The organism is Xenorhabdus aichiensis, assembly GCF_028598775.1.
Classification (GTDB): Bacteria; Pseudomonadota; Gammaproteobacteria; order Enterobacterales; family Enterobacteriaceae; genus Xenorhabdus; species Xenorhabdus bovienii.
Genome location: NZ_JAQRFO010000018.1, coordinates 68,785 through 84,554, shown reverse-complemented (window position 1 = coordinate 84,554; position 15,770 = coordinate 68,785). Strand labels below are relative to the sequence as shown.

The following is a 15,770-nucleotide window of genomic DNA, read 5'->3' as shown; positions in this document are numbered from 1 at the left end:
AGGGAGCATGTTTCAATAAAAATGTGTATAAAATTATTAATATATCAAGGTGCTATGTGGGTAAATTAAAGATAAGACAGTATGGAATAGGCTCTCTAATTGCTATTGCTGCCATTGGCACTGCCGCAACACTTTATTTTGAATCCCCACAACCCAAAGTTGCGCAAGTATTATCTTCAGAGCCTATCCGAATAACGGTTCCTGCTCCTCATCACTATTGCCATGAGACAGTATTCGCCATTCCTATTAGATCAGAAGATATGAAAGGGGGTCTCTTTACGGGATATGAATACCGTATATTGACTCTTCTTGACAATATAAAAGCAAGCAGGGAATATCTTGCATTAAACCATTCAGCATTAAAAAATTGCCTGATGGTTTATGTGAAGGAGCAACGCACCGTTGGGTATGATGTTAATTATACTATTGGGGATAATCCTGGAAAAGTGCGAGTGACATACAAACCGGAGCAAACCATTCCGTTAAATGAAAAAGGGCAATTAATTCTCCAGCCATATTTGTAGCCATACTTTTTTCAGAAGGAGATTGCACTTTTTCGCCTGGAACCGTATCGGCGAAACAGTGCAATCGTTGTGTTATATCTGATGCTGAATGAAGGCTTCCAATAATTGCTGGATGAAAGACAAACGTGCAGATCTCTCTGTTAATTCAGTAATAAATTTCAGTTTAGAGGGGCCATCCAGCCGATAAATGTTAGGCTGTGTCTGCAATAAACCGATCAGATAATTTGGGTCGACTTTATTGTTAACACTGAACTCGATAAAGCCACCTTTCTCATGCGCTTCGATGCGTTTGATACCCAAATTCTGTGCTGTCAGACGAATTGAGGCAGATTGCAATAACTGGCGACCCGGATCAGGCAGTAAACCAAATCGGTCAATCAATTCAACCTTCAGTTCAGCCAGTTCAGCGTCATTATGGGCGCTGGCAATGCGCTTATAGAAAGACAGGCGCATATTCACGTCAGGGATATAATCATCAGGTAAAAGTACCGGCATACGCAGTTCAATCTCGGTCTGGCTGTTGGTTAAATCTTCAAGTGATGGCTCACGTCCGTTTTTGAGCGCATCAACGGCACTTTCCAGCAGTTCCATGTAGAGTGTAAAACCGACGCTGGCCATCTGGCCGCTTTGGTCTTCACCTAACAATTCACCAGCCCCCCTGATCTCCAGATCATGAGTGGCGAGTGCAAACCCTGCACCTAAGTCCTCAAGGGATGCGATGGCCTCCAGGCGCTTTTGGGCGTCGGTAGTCATGGCTTTTGGGTTTGGAGTCAGCAGATAAGCATATGCCTGATGATGGGAGCGCCCGACACGTCCGCGTAACTGGTGCAATTGGGCCAATCCAAAGTGATCAGCGCGTTCAATGATAATTGTATTGGCACTGGGGATATCGATTCCGGTTTCAATAATGGTGGTACATACCAGCACATTAAAACGTTGGTGATGGAAATCTGCCATGACCCGTTCCAGATCACGTTCACGCATCTGCCCATGGCCGACGACGATTCTGGCTTCAGGAACTAATTCTTCCAGCCGATTTTTGGCTTTCTCAATATTTTCGACATCATTATAGAGGTAATAAACCTGACCACCACGCAAGATCTCCCGCAGGATGGATTCACGAACGACTAAACTGTCATATTCACGTACAAAGGTTTTGACGGCTAAACGCCGGGCAGGTGGCGTGGCGATAATCGATAGATCACGCATACCACTCATTGCCATATTAAGCGTGCGAGGAATGGGAGTCGCGGTCAGAGTCAGGACGTCGACATCAGCACGAATGGCTTTGATCCGTTCTTTGTGGCGAACCCCAAAACGGTGTTCTTCATCGACAATCAATAAACCAATATCTTTCCAGCACAGATCATTTTGTAGAAGTTTATGGGTACCGATGATGATATCGACTTTGCCTTCAGCGGCCATATCAATAACCTGCTGTTGTTCTTTTGCACTGCGAAAGCGTGACAGTACTTCAAGATGCACAGGCCAGTTTGCAAAGCGATCCCGGAAATTATCATAATGCTGCTGTGCCAACAGGGTTGTCGGCACGAGAACGGCTACCTGTTTGTTATTAGTGATGGCCATAAAAGCGGCGCGCATCGCGACTTCGGTTTTCCCAAAGCCAACATCACCACACACTAATCTATCCATGGCAATGGGTTGGCACATATCATCCAGTACCGCATTGATCGTTTGCTCTTGATCAGGTGTCGTATCAAACGGAAAACTTTGGCAAAACAATTGGTATTGCTCGGGATCCTGCTTGAAGGCAAAGCCCGGTTTAATGGCACGTTGCGCATACACATCCAGTAACTCAGCCGCGACATCACGTACTTTTTCGGCCGCTTTTTGACGTGCTTTATTCCATGCTTCTCCACCTAATTTGTGCAGTGGTGCGCTATCCTCTGCACCGCCAGCATAACGGCTGATGAGATGCAGGGAGGAGACGGGTACATACAGTTTGTCTTCTCCGGCATAGGTCAGGATCAGGTATTCAGCCTTGATGCCACCCGCTTCCAGCGTAATCAGTCCCTGATAACGACCAACACCATGTTCAAGGTGAACAACAGGCTGGCCACGACGAAGTTCAGCGAGGTTGCGGATCAAAGTATCAGTATTGATGGTGCGTCGGCTATCTTGCCGGCGCCGGCTTACACGCTCACCGAGCATGTCGCTTTCGCAGATAAGTGCGAGTTTATTTTCTTCATCAATGAAACCATGCTCCGCCGCCCCTATCATCAAGAAACAGCCAGACTCATTGGCATCTATCAACTGTTTTATTTTTATCGGGCTAATTTTGATACGTGACAACAGCTCTTGTACGGTTTCCCGACGTCCCTCACTTTCTACCGAGAAAACGATCCTGCCGTTGAACTGTTCGATGAAACGGCGCACCTTATCCAAAGGTGTTTTGTGCTGTGTGGCAACCGATAAATCAGGGAGAGCCTGATAAGCAAGGTTGGTGCTTCCTGCTTTTTGAGGGAGTGCTTCATTTTTAACCTGAATGCGGGGCCAGTTTTTTAATTCAGCGAATAATTTGTCGACAGGTAGCCAAATCCGCTCAGGAGATAATAATGGCCGCATTGGATCAATTTTTCGGCTTTCAAAGCGTTGTGCTGTATCCTGCCAAAAACGCTCTGCTGCGCTGACTAAATCCTGTGTAATGAGCAGGGTATTTTCGGGTAGATAATCAAAAATCGCAGGCAGGGGCTGTTCAAAGAACAGGGGTTGCCAGTACTCAATGCCAGCCGGCAGCATTTTCTTGCTGACCTGCTGGTAAATATGCTCAGCATCGCGGCGAACTTCAAACTGTTCGCGCCATTGGCTGCGGAATAATTCAATCGCCTCTTGATCAGTCGGGAATTCATGGGCTGGCAATAAATTGATTGTTTCCACTTCAGCTAGTGTTCGCTGGCTATCTACATCGAAAGTACGCAGGCTATCGATTTCATCATCGAAAAAATCAATGCGGTAAGGGTGTTCACTCCCCATTGGGAACATATCAAACAAAGCGCCGCGTGTAGCAAATTCACCATGTTCAAGCACTTGCTCAACACTGCGATAACCGGCCTGTTCCAGCTCTGCCCGCAGTTTATCCCGTGAAAGGTGCTGACCTTTGAACATAACCAAGGCATGTCCCTTGAGATATTCATGTGGACAAACACGCTGCATCAACGTATTGACGGGCAGGATTAGTGCACCTTTCGTCATGAACGGTAAGTGATAAAGCGTGGATAAGCGATTTGAGATGATTTCTTGGTGGGGTGAAAAACTATCGTAAGGTAATGTTTCCCAATCTGACAGCATATTTATTGGTGCGTGGGTGAATTGCAGAATTTCATCACGCAATCGCAAAGCATTTTGCATATCTTGCGTCACCAGTAGCACTGGCCCTGAGTGACGTTCAATGATTTCGGCACATTCGACTGCACAGGCGGCACCAGTCAAATGACCCAACTGGCGGATATCACCGCGATGTTCAGGAAGTTGATAACGGTATTTTGCGGACATAAGCGTTTGATGTGTTCTCTAAGGTTTAGTCCATTCCCAACACATTTTTGACCAAGTAGCCTTGCAACAAATACGCTGGCAGGTTGAGAGAAAGTAAAAAAACAGAACCGGGGTGCGAGTGGTTCCATACAGTATTGTTGCTCTTTATTATCACTGAACACTTTGCTTTGGCAACAGAAGAGTAATAGATTTTATGTTTATTGATTTTGGCAAAAATATCTGGACAGTAATTCCAGAGGAGCGCAAGTCAGATTGGATGACATCAGAAGCTCTTGTTAATAGTATCTTTATATTAGATTATGGCGATCTCAAGGCTACGCATCGGCGTAGCCTTTTCTGTATCAGGCCAAAATTTTCGAGGGTTGAGTATAATGGCTGGTTTTTTTATTTTTCACTTGAAATTGACGATAATCAAATCTGAGCGAAACGGTGATACTATGTGATAAGTAAAGCTGACGGGATAGATATTGGTTTTGTACATATTGGCATACATAACTAGAGATAAAATATGACATTTTTTCTTAACCCATTGTTTTTAAAAACATCATTTTGATACGGCGGATTTCATGTTTCAATCTGTCTCATTATTTATAGGATTGCGCTATATGCGTGGACGGGCGGTCGATAAATTCGGCCGTTTTGTCTCTTGGTTATCGGCCATTGGTATTACGCTGGGTGTGGCTGCACTGATTACTGTGCTGTCAGTCATGAATGGTTTTGAACGTTCATTGGAAAGCAGCATTTTGGGTTTTATGCCGCAGGCAATCATCACATCAGAAAAAGGCTCTATCAACCCTGATGAGCATCCGATGAATCAGCTTTCGGGTCTAAAGGGAGTTAACCGTATTACTCCGATTGTACAAGGCGATGTGGTGCTACAAAGTGCCCGTAATGTTGGTGTGGGAGTCATGTTGGGTATCACTCCTAATGAATATACGCCACTGGCGGCGCATATTGCTGATATTGATCGTACTCAGTTACAACCCGGACGTTATTTCGTCATCTTGGGGGAGAAGTTGGCTATAAAGCTGGGTGTTAAACGAGGTGATCAGATCCGCGTTATCGTACCCAGTGCCAGCCAGCTTACGCCGATGGGTAGAATTCCCAGCCAGCGGTTATTCACGGTGATTGGAACATTTTTTGCCAATAGTGAAGTCGATGACACGGAAATGCTGGTCAATCAACAAGATGCGGTGCGCTTATTCCGTTATCCCATAGATAATATTACTGGCTGGCGTCTGTATCTCAATCAACCGCTGACGGTGGATGTATTAAGCCAGCAAACTTTACCGGAAGGATTAGTATGGAAAGATTGGCGTGAACGCAAGGGCGAATTTTTTCAGGCTGTTCGGATGGAAAAAAATATGATGGGGTTACTGTTGAGCCTGATCATCGCAGTCGCTGCTTTTAACATTATCACTTCCCTCTCTTTATTGGTGATGGAAAAACAGGGTGAAATTGCCATCTTGCAGACGCAGGGACTAACCCGCCGTCAGGTAATGGCGATCTTTATGATCCAGGGGGGGAGTGCTGGCATCATTGGTGCTTTGTTGGGAACGGGGCTGGGTGTTCTGCTTTCCAGTCAGTTAAACAGCTTAATGCCTCTTGTTGGCCTGTTGACTGAAGGTATTCAATTACCTGTTGCGATTGATATTACCCAAGTGGTGCTTATTGCCACCAGTGCCATGTTGATCTCCCTATTATCGACTCTATATCCTTCCTGGCGCGCGGCTGCCATTCAACCTGCTGAGGCTTTACGTTATGAGTAATCAACCCTTATTGCTGTGTCATCATCTGTGCAAAAAATATCAGGAAGGGCAGGTTTCCACAGAAGTGTTAAAGAATGTCACTTTTTCCATACGACAGAGAGAAATGATGGCGATTGTCGGTAGTTCGGGATCGGGTAAAAGTACACTTCTGCATTTGCTTGGCGGACTGGATTCGCCTACGTCCGGAGAAGTTCTTTTTAAAGGACGATCATTGAATGAAATGTCTGCCTCTGTACGAGCCGAGTTACGCAACAGTGAAATCGGTTTTATTTACCAGTTCCATCATCTATTGCCTGATTTCAGTGCGTTGGAAAATGTTGCTATGCCGTTATTGATTGGCGGTAAAAAGCGCCAGGCTTCACAAAAAGCGCTGGAGATGCTGGCAGCGGTTGGGTTGGAAAAGCGGGCACACCACCGGCCTGCTGAACTGTCCGGCGGTGAGCGCCAGCGTGTCGCTATTGCCCGTGCATTGGTGAATGAACCATCACTGGTGCTGGCGGATGAACCAACAGGCAACCTTGACCAGCGTAATGCTGACAGCATCTTTGAAATTTTGCAGGAATTGAATCAACGCCAAGGGACGGCGTTTCTGGTGGTGACTCATGATCTGAAACTTGCTGGCCGATTGGCTCGTCAGGTCGAAATGCGCGATGGGTTTTTACAGGATGAACTCGTTCTGGTGGGAGAGAGGTAATGGCGAATTTGCCTCTTGCATTATTTACCGCATTAAGGTTTAGCCGAGGTCGTCGTCGTGCAGGAATGGTTTCTCTGATTTCTGTCATTTCGACATTGGGTATCATGCTTGGTGTTGCAGTGCTGATTATCGGCTTGAGTGCCATGAACGGTTTTGAACGAGAACTGAAAAACCGGGTGCTTTCTGTTGTACCACATGGGCAGCTCTACGCAGTAGAACAGCCTTTTCAGCACTGGGAACAGGCACTTGAGCGAGTAAAACAGACAGCGGGTATTGTTGGTGCTTCCCCTTATATTGAATTTACCGGATTGATGGAGAAAGGTGAAAAACTCCACGCTGTACAGATACGAGGTGTTGAACCGACCACTGAAGCTGATGTCAGTGCTTTGCCTCAATTTGTCGGTGATGATGCATGGAAAGCGTTTCATGCTGGCAAACATCAGGTGATTTTAGGGCAGGGTGTAGCGAATTCGCTGCATGTGAAACAAGGTGACTGGCTGACGGTCATGATCCCCAATAGTGATCCGAGTTTGAAACTTTTGCAGCCGAAACGCATTCGCCTACAGGTTACTGGGATTTTCCAGTTAAGTGGCATGCTGGATCATCGTCTGGCTTTGGTTCCTTTATCCGATGCGCAGCAATATCTGGATTATGGTCATGCTATTACGGGGATAGCCATCAAAGCTGATAATGTTTTTGCCGCAGAACAGCGGGTTTTGGATGCGGGCAAGGCGACAGAAAAATATGTCTATATCAGTACATGGATAAAGGACTACGGATATATGTACAACGATATCCAGATGGTACGCGGTATCATGTACCTAGCGATGGTTCTGGTTATCGGTGTGGCTTGCTTTAATATTATTTCAACGCTGATTATGGCTGTGAAAGACAAAAGCAGTGATATTGCTATTTTGCGTACACTGGGAGCTAAAGATGGTCATATCAGAGCGATTTTTTTATGGTATGGATTACTGACTGGCATGGTCGGCAGCGTCATTGGCACGATGGCTGGCATCCTCACATCGCTGAATCTGACGACTATTATTAAAGGGCTGGAAAAACTGCTCGGTCATCAATTCCTTTCTGGTGATATCTATTTTATTGATTTTCTGCCGTCAGAATTACATGCTATGGATATTTTCTATGTCCTGTTAACGGCATTGATATTGAGTCTGTTGGCCAGTTGGTATCCGGCTCGTCGGGCCAGTAAACTTGATCCAGCACGGATTTTGAGCGGTCAATAATATGCCAAAGTATCAACAATCCTCTAAGCGCGCTATCGTGTCGGTTTAATCGATAGCGATTTAACGGGTAGGGTTCTAATCAGCAGAATAGACGACCTGAGCATGTTCTAAACAGAACAGGTGCCGGGTGAAAGGAAGATTAGGGCAATGCTAAGGAAATAGTTTTATGCGTGTTCGTCATCGGTTTGGTAAGTTTTGCAAGGTTAAACGATTGCGGTGTCAGCGATTAAATAGAAAAAATTTTTACAGGGATATTCGATTGGCAAATAAAATAAAAAGGCCTCATGTGGTCGTACTGACGGGGGCGGGTATCTCCGCTGAGTCAGGCATTCGAACATTTCGCTCTTCTGATGGCCTGTGGGAAGAACATCGTGTTGAAGATGTTGCTACGCCAGAAGGTTTCCAACGTGATGCTGAATTAGTTCAGGCATTTTACAATGCGCGTCGAAAACAGCTCCAGCAGCCGGAAATCCAGCCTAATGCCGCGCATTATGCCTTGGTAGAGTTAGAACAGCAACTGGGTGATAATTTTCTGCTCGTGACACAGAATATCGATAATTTGCATGAACGAGCAGGAAGTCGTCGTGTTTTGCATATGCATGGTGAATTGCTGAAAGCACGCTGTTGCCAGTCTGGTCAGGTGATTGAATGGAAGACTGAATTGACAATGGAAGACCGCTGCCATTGTTGCCAGTTTCCTTCTCCACTGCGTCCCAATGTCGTATGGTTTGGTGAAATGCCATTGGGTATGGAGCAGATTTATTCTGCTTTAGCGGATGCTGATCTTTTTATTGCCATTGGGACGTCTGGTCACGTTTATCCTGCCGCAGGTTTTGTGCATGAAGCTAAGTTATCTGGCGCACTGACTATCGAGTTGAATCTGGAACCCAGTCAGGTTGAAAACCTATTTGATGAAAAACACTATGGCCATGCCAGTAAAATTGTCACGCAATATGTTCAATCATTACTTCTGCAGATGAAGGCAGATAAAAGCTGATTTGACGCAATACTTATGCTGTCCCTCTTCTCCATAATGAAGATAGATGATTCAGGGGGAGGAGAAGATGGACAGATTATTAGAGCGTTTTTTTGCATATATTGCGTTTGATACTCAATCAAAGCCATCAGTCAAAGCTATTCCCAGCAGTAATGGTCAACTGAAACTCGCCAGAGCATTGCATGATGAGTTGACTCAGCTTGGTTTTTCTAATGTTACGCTGAATGAGCAGGGTTGTGTGATGGCAACGTTGCCATCCAATGTTGCCTGGTGTGTACCTGTCATCGGTTTTATTTCACATCTCGATACCTCGCCAGATTTCTCTGGTAAGCATGTTAATCCGCAAATCTTGGAAAACTATCGAGGTGGTGATATTGCCTTGGGGATGGGAAATGAAGTGCTGTCGCCAGTCATGTTTCCGGTATTGCATAGCTTATTGGGAAAAACATTGATTATGGCGGATGGAAAAACCTTATTGGGAGCGGATGATAAGGCGGGCATTGCTGAAATTATTACAGCGATGGTGCGCTTGAAGCAGCAAAACATTCCACATGGCGATATTAGAGTTGCATTCACGCCCGATGAAGAGATTGGCAAAGGAGGGCACTTCTTTGATGTAGAAGCTTTTGGTGCTGAATGGGCCTATACCGTGGATGGGGGTGGCGTGGGTGAGTTGGAGTTTGAAAACTTCAATGCAGCGACTGTGACTATCAAGATTGTCGGTAATGTGGTCCATCCCGGCAGCGCCAAAGGGGTGATGGTCAATGCATCTTCTCTGGCAATGCGCATCCATCATGCACTGCCAGTGGACGAAACACCTGAACATACGGAAGGATATGCAGGTTTTTATCACTTGCAGAGTGTAAAAGGTACGGTGGAACGTGCTGAGATGCATTACCTTGTCCGTGATTTTGACCGTGATAATTTTGAAAAACGTAAAAACACGCTATGCGCTATTGCGGAAAAGGCGGGAAAAGGACTGCACCCAGATTGCTACATTGAACTGACAATTGATGACCGTTATTACAATATGTACAGTGAAATGATGAAACACCCACATGTTATTGCCATTGCTAAACAGGCTATGCTGGATTGCGATATTGAACCGATAATTCAGCCTATTCGTGGTGGTACTGACGGAGCGCAACTGTCTTATCGCGGTTTGCCTTGCCCGAATATTTTTACGGGTGGATATAATTACCATAGTCGGTATGAATTTATTTCACTGGAAGGAATGGAGCAGGCGGTAAGTGTCATCATGCGGATTGCTGAACTGACGGCTATCCGTGAAAACAATTCATTATTTGACATATAAAAAATCCATCTGCATAGCAGATGGATTTTTTACTCAGAGATTAATCATTAAAATACCAGTAACCGCTATTGACCAATGCTGCTAGCAGGCTGATAAAACGGACATCATCAATGGCATCACCCAGAATACCCGCATCCACTCGATCATGCTGACAAAGCGCATCAGCGGCATGGATATGAGGAGTATCTATTAGTTCGCCATTGACAAAACATTGATCACCAACTCGCAGGACGCGTAACCCACTTAAGCGATTCAAACTTTCACCTTGCTTCAGCAGTTCATAAATTTCATCGCTTTCATAAGGGGGTTCTGGTGGGGCAATGTCCAACTCATGGCGTGATTGGGAGATAAATTCGCCAAACCAATGTTGGAAAGTTGCTGGTTGTTCCAGCAGATCGCGCATCATTATTCGTAGAGTGCCCAGTTCATTTGACTGAATGAGCGCTGGATTATCACGCAATGTTAGCTCTGGATCGCTATAACGATGGCTTCCCAATTCATTTGCCAGAATATAATCAGCAAAACCACTGAAGAGTTCACGGGCATTGGGCGCACGGAATCCTACGGAATAATTCAGTGAATCCTCGATAGCGTAGCCTTCGTGCGGGAATCCAGGGGGAATATAAAGAATATCCCCTGGCAACATTTCTTCATCAATGATTGCCTCAAAGGGATCAACCTGTAATAAATCAGGGTGAGGGCAATGCTGTTTCATTGGTATTTTTCCGCCTACACGCCAGCGACGGCGTCCCTGTCCCTGAATGATAAATACATCATATTGGTCTAGGTGAGGACCGACACCACCGCCTGGAACAGAGAAAGAAACCATCAGATCATCCATTCGCCAGTCAGACAGCATGCGAAATGGTTTCATCAGGGCAGAAGAAGGAAGATGCCAGTGATTAACGGCTTGTACAAGTAATGACCAATCTTTTTCGCCTAAATGGTCATAAATTTCAAATGGTCCATGTGAAACTTCCCAACGACCGTTTTTCTGACTGACCAAACGGCTATCGATTTCATTTTCCATCGCCAGTCCCGCTAGTTCATCGGGAGAAAGGGGATCGATAAATTGCTGGAAACCCTGCTTAATCAGCAGTGGCTGTTTTTGCCAATGGTTCTGCAAAAACGATTGCCAGTCTAGATTTAGCTGATAATCCATGGTGACATCCTGAGTGACAAGTGAATTTCCGGCCATTATAACGAATAGTCAATCACGATATCAGTTTTGGTTGAAATATTTCGAGCTCGCTCCCACTCAGTATTCACAGCTTTGCTGTGAGCGGAATACTACATTTACCCTAGTCCCCCCAAGTGGGCTATCTTCAACGCTGATGCTTCCGTCATATTGCACGACAATTTCAGCAGCAATTGATAGCCCTAACCCTTGACCAGAGCGTAATGTATCTGCACGTAGACCACGCTCGAAAATCATATTGCGTTTTTCTGGCGGTACACCTGGGCCATCATCATCGACAATGATAGTGACAGAATTATCGCCCATTAAGGCGGTGATTTCGACGAACTCCAGGCAATATTTACAGGCATTTTCCAGAACATTTCCCATTACTTCCAAGAAGTCATTTTTTTCGCCTAACCAAGTGATTTCGGAAGAAACATCCAGTGTAATATCGACCCCTTTGTACTGATAAACTTTTGTCAGTGCGATGATCAGTCTATCCAGCAAAATTGAAACGGAAGAACTCTGTCTCAAGAGTAGGTTATGATCGCTGTGCATATTGGCACGACGTAGGTAGTAGTCAACCAGTTGGGACATCCGGTTGATTTGCTCAAGCATGATTGGTTCAGCCTGTGTAATGGGCATCTGTTTACCTGAGCGCAGTGAAAGTAGGGTAGATTGCAACACAGCTAATGGAGTTTTTAGGCCATGTGATAAGTCAGAAAGTGTCGTGCGATATCTAGTATAACGTCGACGTTCATTACTTAATAATGCATTCAGGTTTCTGACCAGACCTTTTAATTCGTTGGGAGGCTCTTCATCCAGATTTTCACGTTCACCTCTTTCCAGAGCGCTTATTTGGGTAATTATCGATTTAATTGGACGCAGACTCCAATCGGCAGCAAGCCAGATCAATGGGATGATTAAAATCAGGTTGGCAAGCAGTACATATCCAAACCATGCCCAGACTTTCACTGAACTCTGCATATCTTGTGGGATAGTATCGATAATAACAATTGTCATCGCAGGTAGCTTATCGGTCTTAGCATAAGAGTTGACTGCTACAGAATAAGTTAATGACTCATCATTATTGATCCAGTCGGTTTTGGTTGAATTGTCTGATTGAGTCGATGTTTTAGGGTAGAGAAAACCTTCTTTCTCTTTAAAAGAGATAGATAAATCATGCAAGCCATCTTTTTTCAGCCATTCCTTAGGGATTTTTTTTTCCAATTCTGGCGTATAATTTTGGCGCCAGAGAATACGACCTTGATTGTCATAAATCAGGGCCAGAGAGCGATTAGTCATGGATAAGTTGGGGGGAATTTTAATAACCAGCTTGCTACCATCCCATTTAGCCAAGGTACTAAATAAATTACTTTGGCTACGGAGTATGGAATAAATTGTTTTATCAAAACTCACTAAATACCCGATAATGGCGACAAGGCCATATGACAGCGTCAGCGCAAGGATAATGGCCGACGTCGCCATGAGAAATCGAGTTCTCAGCGAAATATGCTTTTTCGAAAATTTAAATATCATGTTGTTTTACATCGAAACGATACCCTTGGCCTCGGACTGTAACAATGATTTCGTCTGGCCATTCATTCGATATTTTTTTTCTTAAGCGTCCCATTAACACATCAATTGTATGGCTTTCGCGTAATTCGGCATCAGGATATAACTGGCGCATCAGTGATTCTTTACTGACAACTTTGCCATTATTACGCATCAACGTTTCAATAATCGTATATTCGAACGCAGTCAATTTGATATTGTTTTTATTAACTGAAAACTCTTTGCGAGAGAGATCAATTAAGAATGGAGATAATTCAACGAGTTGAGATGCTAGCCCACTGTGACGTCGCATTAATGCCTGTATGCGCGCGTTAATCTCCTCCAGACGAAAAGGCTTAGTAACATAATCATCTGCTCCAGCATTCAGTACTGTGACCTTTTCTTGCCAGCTGTCATGAACTGTGAGGATTAGGATCGGTAAATTAACCTGATCGCTGCGCCAACGCCGTATCATGCTGAGGCCATCTTCTCCGGGTAACCCCAGATCGACGATAGCAATATCAGGATGATTTTCTTTCAGATAATAATCAGCTTCTTTGGTATTTTCAGCCGCATCAACCTGATGACCGAGTTCTCGGAGCTGTACTGTCAAATGATGGCGAAGTATCGCCTCATCTTCAATAATGAGTATACGCATAATGATTCCTTATGCTAATCAGTAACGTTTACTAAGTAAATTTAAAATAGCTAAATAGTTAATTTCGTCAACAGGTATTAAATAAGATTATATATATCATTATTATGATTGAATTAAGTATAGTAACTATTTTTGCCAAGCCGGAATATTAATGAAAGTGACTTTTAAAAACAAGGGATTAGAATTGGTGGGAGTAGATAACTTTGCTTTTATTTATGTTTTATGTAATTTTGCGCATGCTTTTTTTCCGGTATGGACAGGAAAATTTCCTGTCCATAGGGGGATACATGAAAAAATTTTATTTTAATTCATCGACTAGTGAAGTGGCATAGCCAATGTAGTTTGCTGGTGTCATGGATTTGAGACGGGATTTTTCCTCTTCGGGAAGCTCAAGGCCATCAATGAAGGTTTTCATACCTTCGGCATCGACGCGTTTACCGCGTGTTAGTTCTTTCAATTTTTCATAGGGTTTTTCGATACCGTAACGGCGCATGACGGTTTGGATAGGTTCAGCCAGCACTTCCCAGTTCTGATCCAGCTCATCCAACAGGTGCTGTTTGTTGATTTCCAATTTATTCAGACCTTTCATGGTGGCTTGATAAGCAATTAGCGCGTACCCCAGACCTACACCCAGATTGCGCAATACAGTCGAATCCGTCAGATCACGCTGCCAGCGGGAAACGGGTAATTTGCTGGCAAGATGCCCCAGAACAGCATTTGCCAATCCCAGATTTCCTTCAGAATTTTCAAAATCAATTGGATTGACTTTGTGTGGCATGGTAGAAGAGCCGATTTCACCAGCAACTGTTTTCTGTTTGAAATGATTCAGGGCAATGTAACCCCAGGTATCACGATCAAAGTCAAGTAAGATAGTGTTGAAACGTGCTACACAATCAAACAGTTCCGCGATGTAATCATGTGGCTCGATCTGAGTGGTATATGGATTCCACTGAATCCCCAGAGATGTGACGAATGATTCGCTGAACTGGTGCCAATCTACCTGCGGATAGGCAGACAGGTGAGCATTGTAGTTGCCGACAGCACCGTTGATTTTACCTAGGATTTCAACCTGTCCAAGCTGGCGAAATTGGCGCTCCATACGATAAGCCACGTTAGCCAATTCTTTACCGACAGTAGAAGGGGTAGCGGGTTGTCCGTGTGTACGTGACAACAAAGGTAAGTCACGGTAGTCGTGGGCCATACGCTTGATAGTGTCGATCAACTGACGCCATTGAGGCAGTAAAATTTCCTCACGGGCAGTTTTGAGCATCAATGCATGTGACAAATTATTGATGTCTTCTGATGTGCAGGCAAAATGAATAAATTCAGCGACTTGATGAAGAGCAGGAATATGCGCCACTTTTTCTTTTAGAAAATACTCAACAGCCTTAACGTCATGGTTGGTTGTGCGTTCAATTTCTTTGATGCGCAGTGCATCCTGTTCATTGAAATTTGCGACGATCTCATCCAGGTAAGCGTTTGCGCTTGCATCAAACGCAGGAACTTCTTTAATTTCTGTTGTGGCGGCCAGTTTTTGCAGCCAACGTACTTCAACCTGCACGCGGAATTTCAGTAAGCCGAACTCACTAAAAATAGCGCGTAGTGCGCTAACTTTGTCGCCGTAACGACCATCAATTGGAGAAACAGCGGTCAGTGAGGATAATTCCATTGGTAGCAACTCCCGGATTTTATTTAACAATGATCAAGAATGTCTTTTGCCTGTCGGATCAGGCGCTGACGAGAAAACATGATTTGCAGACGACTGCCGCCAACTTGCTGCCATAATACGGCGCTGCGGATACCTGCCAGTAATGCTGCTCGGACTTTCGCCTGTATCAGCGTATTGCGTAATACATCAGGTGAACCCGTGACTTGAATACGAGGCCCTAATGGGCTGATAACATCGACATAGATACCCGCAAGGGCGTTGAGGATACCCTCTGACATAGGTTCAAAGTAGGTTTGTTGACGCTCGAGCTGGTTAATGCGATTAGCCAGTTCATTAGCTGCCGCCTGATTTTTGCTAAGTCGGCGTTCTAATACTATTAGGCTCAACATATAGCGGGTAAGGTCGGCAGAGACTCTGCTGCGAGTGTTGTTGAACATGCTCAACATAGCATCAAGGCCGATGCGCAGGTTGCAGGCATTGTTGCCAAAGACATCCTGTGTGGATGCTGGATTCATGTTCAAGATACTGTTGATCATCACTTCAAAAGTATCGGCATCACACTGGCCTTCATGGGCAAGCTGCTGAACCAGATGGCCTGACTGGCAGATACCTGCCAGTGCCAGTGTAATGTCATAATAATTTTTAGCCAC

The 15,770-nt window shown here is 44.7% G+C and carries 12 protein-coding genes; 6 read left to right on the top strand and 6 right to left on the bottom strand.

Annotated features, from left to right (window positions below):
• Positions 1 to 524: UmoD family flagellar biogenesis regulator (gene umoD / locus PSI22_RS10205; RefSeq protein ID WP_273579645.1), on the top strand; the 524-nt coding region annotated here is incomplete at its 5' end.
• Positions 525 to 596: 72 nt separating this feature from the next.
• Here the strand turns inward: umoD and mfd are convergent.
• Positions 597 to 4,037 (bottom strand): transcription-repair coupling factor, encoded by a 3,441-nt coding sequence (gene mfd, locus PSI22_RS10200; RefSeq protein ID WP_273579644.1) that lies wholly within the window; start codon positions 4,035 to 4,037, stop codon positions 597 to 599.
• 566 nt (positions 4,038 to 4,603) lie between these two features.
• On the opposite strand from mfd, the gene lolC reads away from it, so the two are divergent.
• The 5 genes from lolC to pepT all read left to right on the top strand — a co-directional run bounded on the left by lolC (position 4,604) and on the right by pepT (position 10,059).
• Entirely contained in the window at positions 4,604 to 5,806 is a 1,203-nt protein-coding gene (lolC, locus tag PSI22_RS10195; protein WP_273579643.1) for a lipoprotein-releasing ABC transporter permease subunit LolC, read from the top strand.
• Complete coding sequence (gene lolD, locus PSI22_RS10190; RefSeq protein ID WP_038195140.1) at positions 5,799 to 6,500, top strand: lipoprotein-releasing ABC transporter ATP-binding protein LolD; 702 nt, start codon at positions 5,799 to 5,801, stop codon at positions 6,498 to 6,500. The genes lolC and lolD overlap by 8 nt, the downstream gene beginning before the upstream one ends.
• Positions 6,500 to 7,747, top strand: a complete 1,248-nt coding sequence (lolE, locus tag PSI22_RS10185; protein ID WP_273579642.1) for a lipoprotein-releasing ABC transporter permease subunit LolE — start codon at positions 6,500 to 6,502, stop codon at positions 7,745 to 7,747. Before lolD ends, lolE begins: the two co-directional genes overlap by 1 nt.
• Before the next feature lie 166 nt (positions 7,748 to 7,913).
• Positions 7,914 to 8,744, top strand: coding sequence for a Sir2 family NAD+-dependent deacetylase (cobB, locus tag PSI22_RS10180; protein ID WP_273579641.1), 831 nt, complete (start codon positions 7,914 to 7,916; stop codon positions 8,742 to 8,744).
• Positions 8,745 to 8,811: 67 nt separating this feature from the next.
• Positions 8,812 to 10,059: a peptidase T gene (gene pepT / locus PSI22_RS10175; RefSeq protein WP_273579640.1), complete on the top strand. Its 1,248-nt coding sequence runs from the start codon at positions 8,812 to 8,814 to the stop codon at positions 10,057 to 10,059.
• A gap of 40 nt (positions 10,060 to 10,099) precedes the next feature.
• Here the strand turns inward: pepT and PSI22_RS10170 are convergent, their stop codons facing one another.
• The 5 genes from PSI22_RS10170 to hflD all read right to left on the bottom strand — a co-directional run bounded on the left by PSI22_RS10170 (position 10,100) and on the right by hflD (position 15,770).
• A complete protein-coding gene (locus tag PSI22_RS10170; RefSeq protein ID WP_273579639.1) occupies positions 10,100 to 11,221 on the bottom strand; it encodes a ribosomal protein uL16 3-hydroxylase in 1,122 nt (373 codons plus the stop codon).
• Positions 11,222 to 11,317: 96 nt separating this feature from the next.
• Positions 11,318 to 12,778 carry a two-component system sensor histidine kinase PhoQ gene (gene phoQ / locus PSI22_RS10165; protein WP_273579638.1) on the bottom strand — a complete coding sequence of 487 codons (1,461 nt, stop codon included), beginning with the start codon at positions 12,776 to 12,778 and terminating at the stop codon, positions 11,318 to 11,320.
• A complete protein-coding gene (phoP, locus tag PSI22_RS10160) occupies positions 12,768 to 13,451 on the bottom strand; it encodes a two-component system response regulator PhoP (protein ID WP_273579637.1) in 684 nt (227 codons plus the stop codon). The genes phoQ and phoP overlap by 11 nt, the downstream gene beginning before the upstream one ends.
• 298 nt (positions 13,452 to 13,749) lie before the next feature.
• Positions 13,750 to 15,120, bottom strand: a complete 1,371-nt coding sequence (purB, locus tag PSI22_RS10155; RefSeq protein ID WP_273579636.1) for an adenylosuccinate lyase — start codon at positions 15,118 to 15,120, stop codon at positions 13,750 to 13,752.
• Positions 15,121 to 15,143: 23 nt separating this feature from the next.
• Positions 15,144 to 15,770, bottom strand: coding sequence for a high frequency lysogenization protein HflD (gene hflD / locus PSI22_RS10150; protein WP_273579635.1), 627 nt, complete (start codon positions 15,768 to 15,770; stop codon positions 15,144 to 15,146).

Coding starts and splice junctions, on each gene's coding strand:
- mfd (WP_273579644.1), bottom strand. CDS start 4,037: ATGTCCGCAAAATACCGTTATCAACTTCCTGAACATCGCGGTGATATC.
- lolC (WP_273579643.1), top strand. CDS start 4,604: ATGTTTCAATCTGTCTCATTATTTATAGGATTGCGCTATATGCGTGGA.
- lolD (WP_038195140.1), top strand. CDS start 5,799: ATGAGTAATCAACCCTTATTGCTGTGTCATCATCTGTGCAAAAAATAT.
- lolE (WP_273579642.1), top strand. CDS start 6,500: ATGGCGAATTTGCCTCTTGCATTATTTACCGCATTAAGGTTTAGCCGA.
- cobB (WP_273579641.1), top strand. CDS start 7,914: ATGCGTGTTCGTCATCGGTTTGGTAAGTTTTGCAAGGTTAAACGATTG.
- pepT (WP_273579640.1), top strand. CDS start 8,812: ATGGACAGATTATTAGAGCGTTTTTTTGCATATATTGCGTTTGATACT.
- PSI22_RS10170 (WP_273579639.1), bottom strand. CDS start 11,221: ATGGATTATCAGCTAAATCTAGACTGGCAATCGTTTTTGCAGAACCAT.
- phoQ (WP_273579638.1), bottom strand. CDS start 12,778: ATGATATTTAAATTTTCGAAAAAGCATATTTCGCTGAGAACTCGATTT.
- phoP (WP_273579637.1), bottom strand. CDS start 13,451: ATGCGTATACTCATTATTGAAGATGAGGCGATACTTCGCCATCATTTG.
- purB (WP_273579636.1), bottom strand. CDS start 15,120: ATGGAATTATCCTCACTGACCGCTGTTTCTCCAATTGATGGTCGTTAC.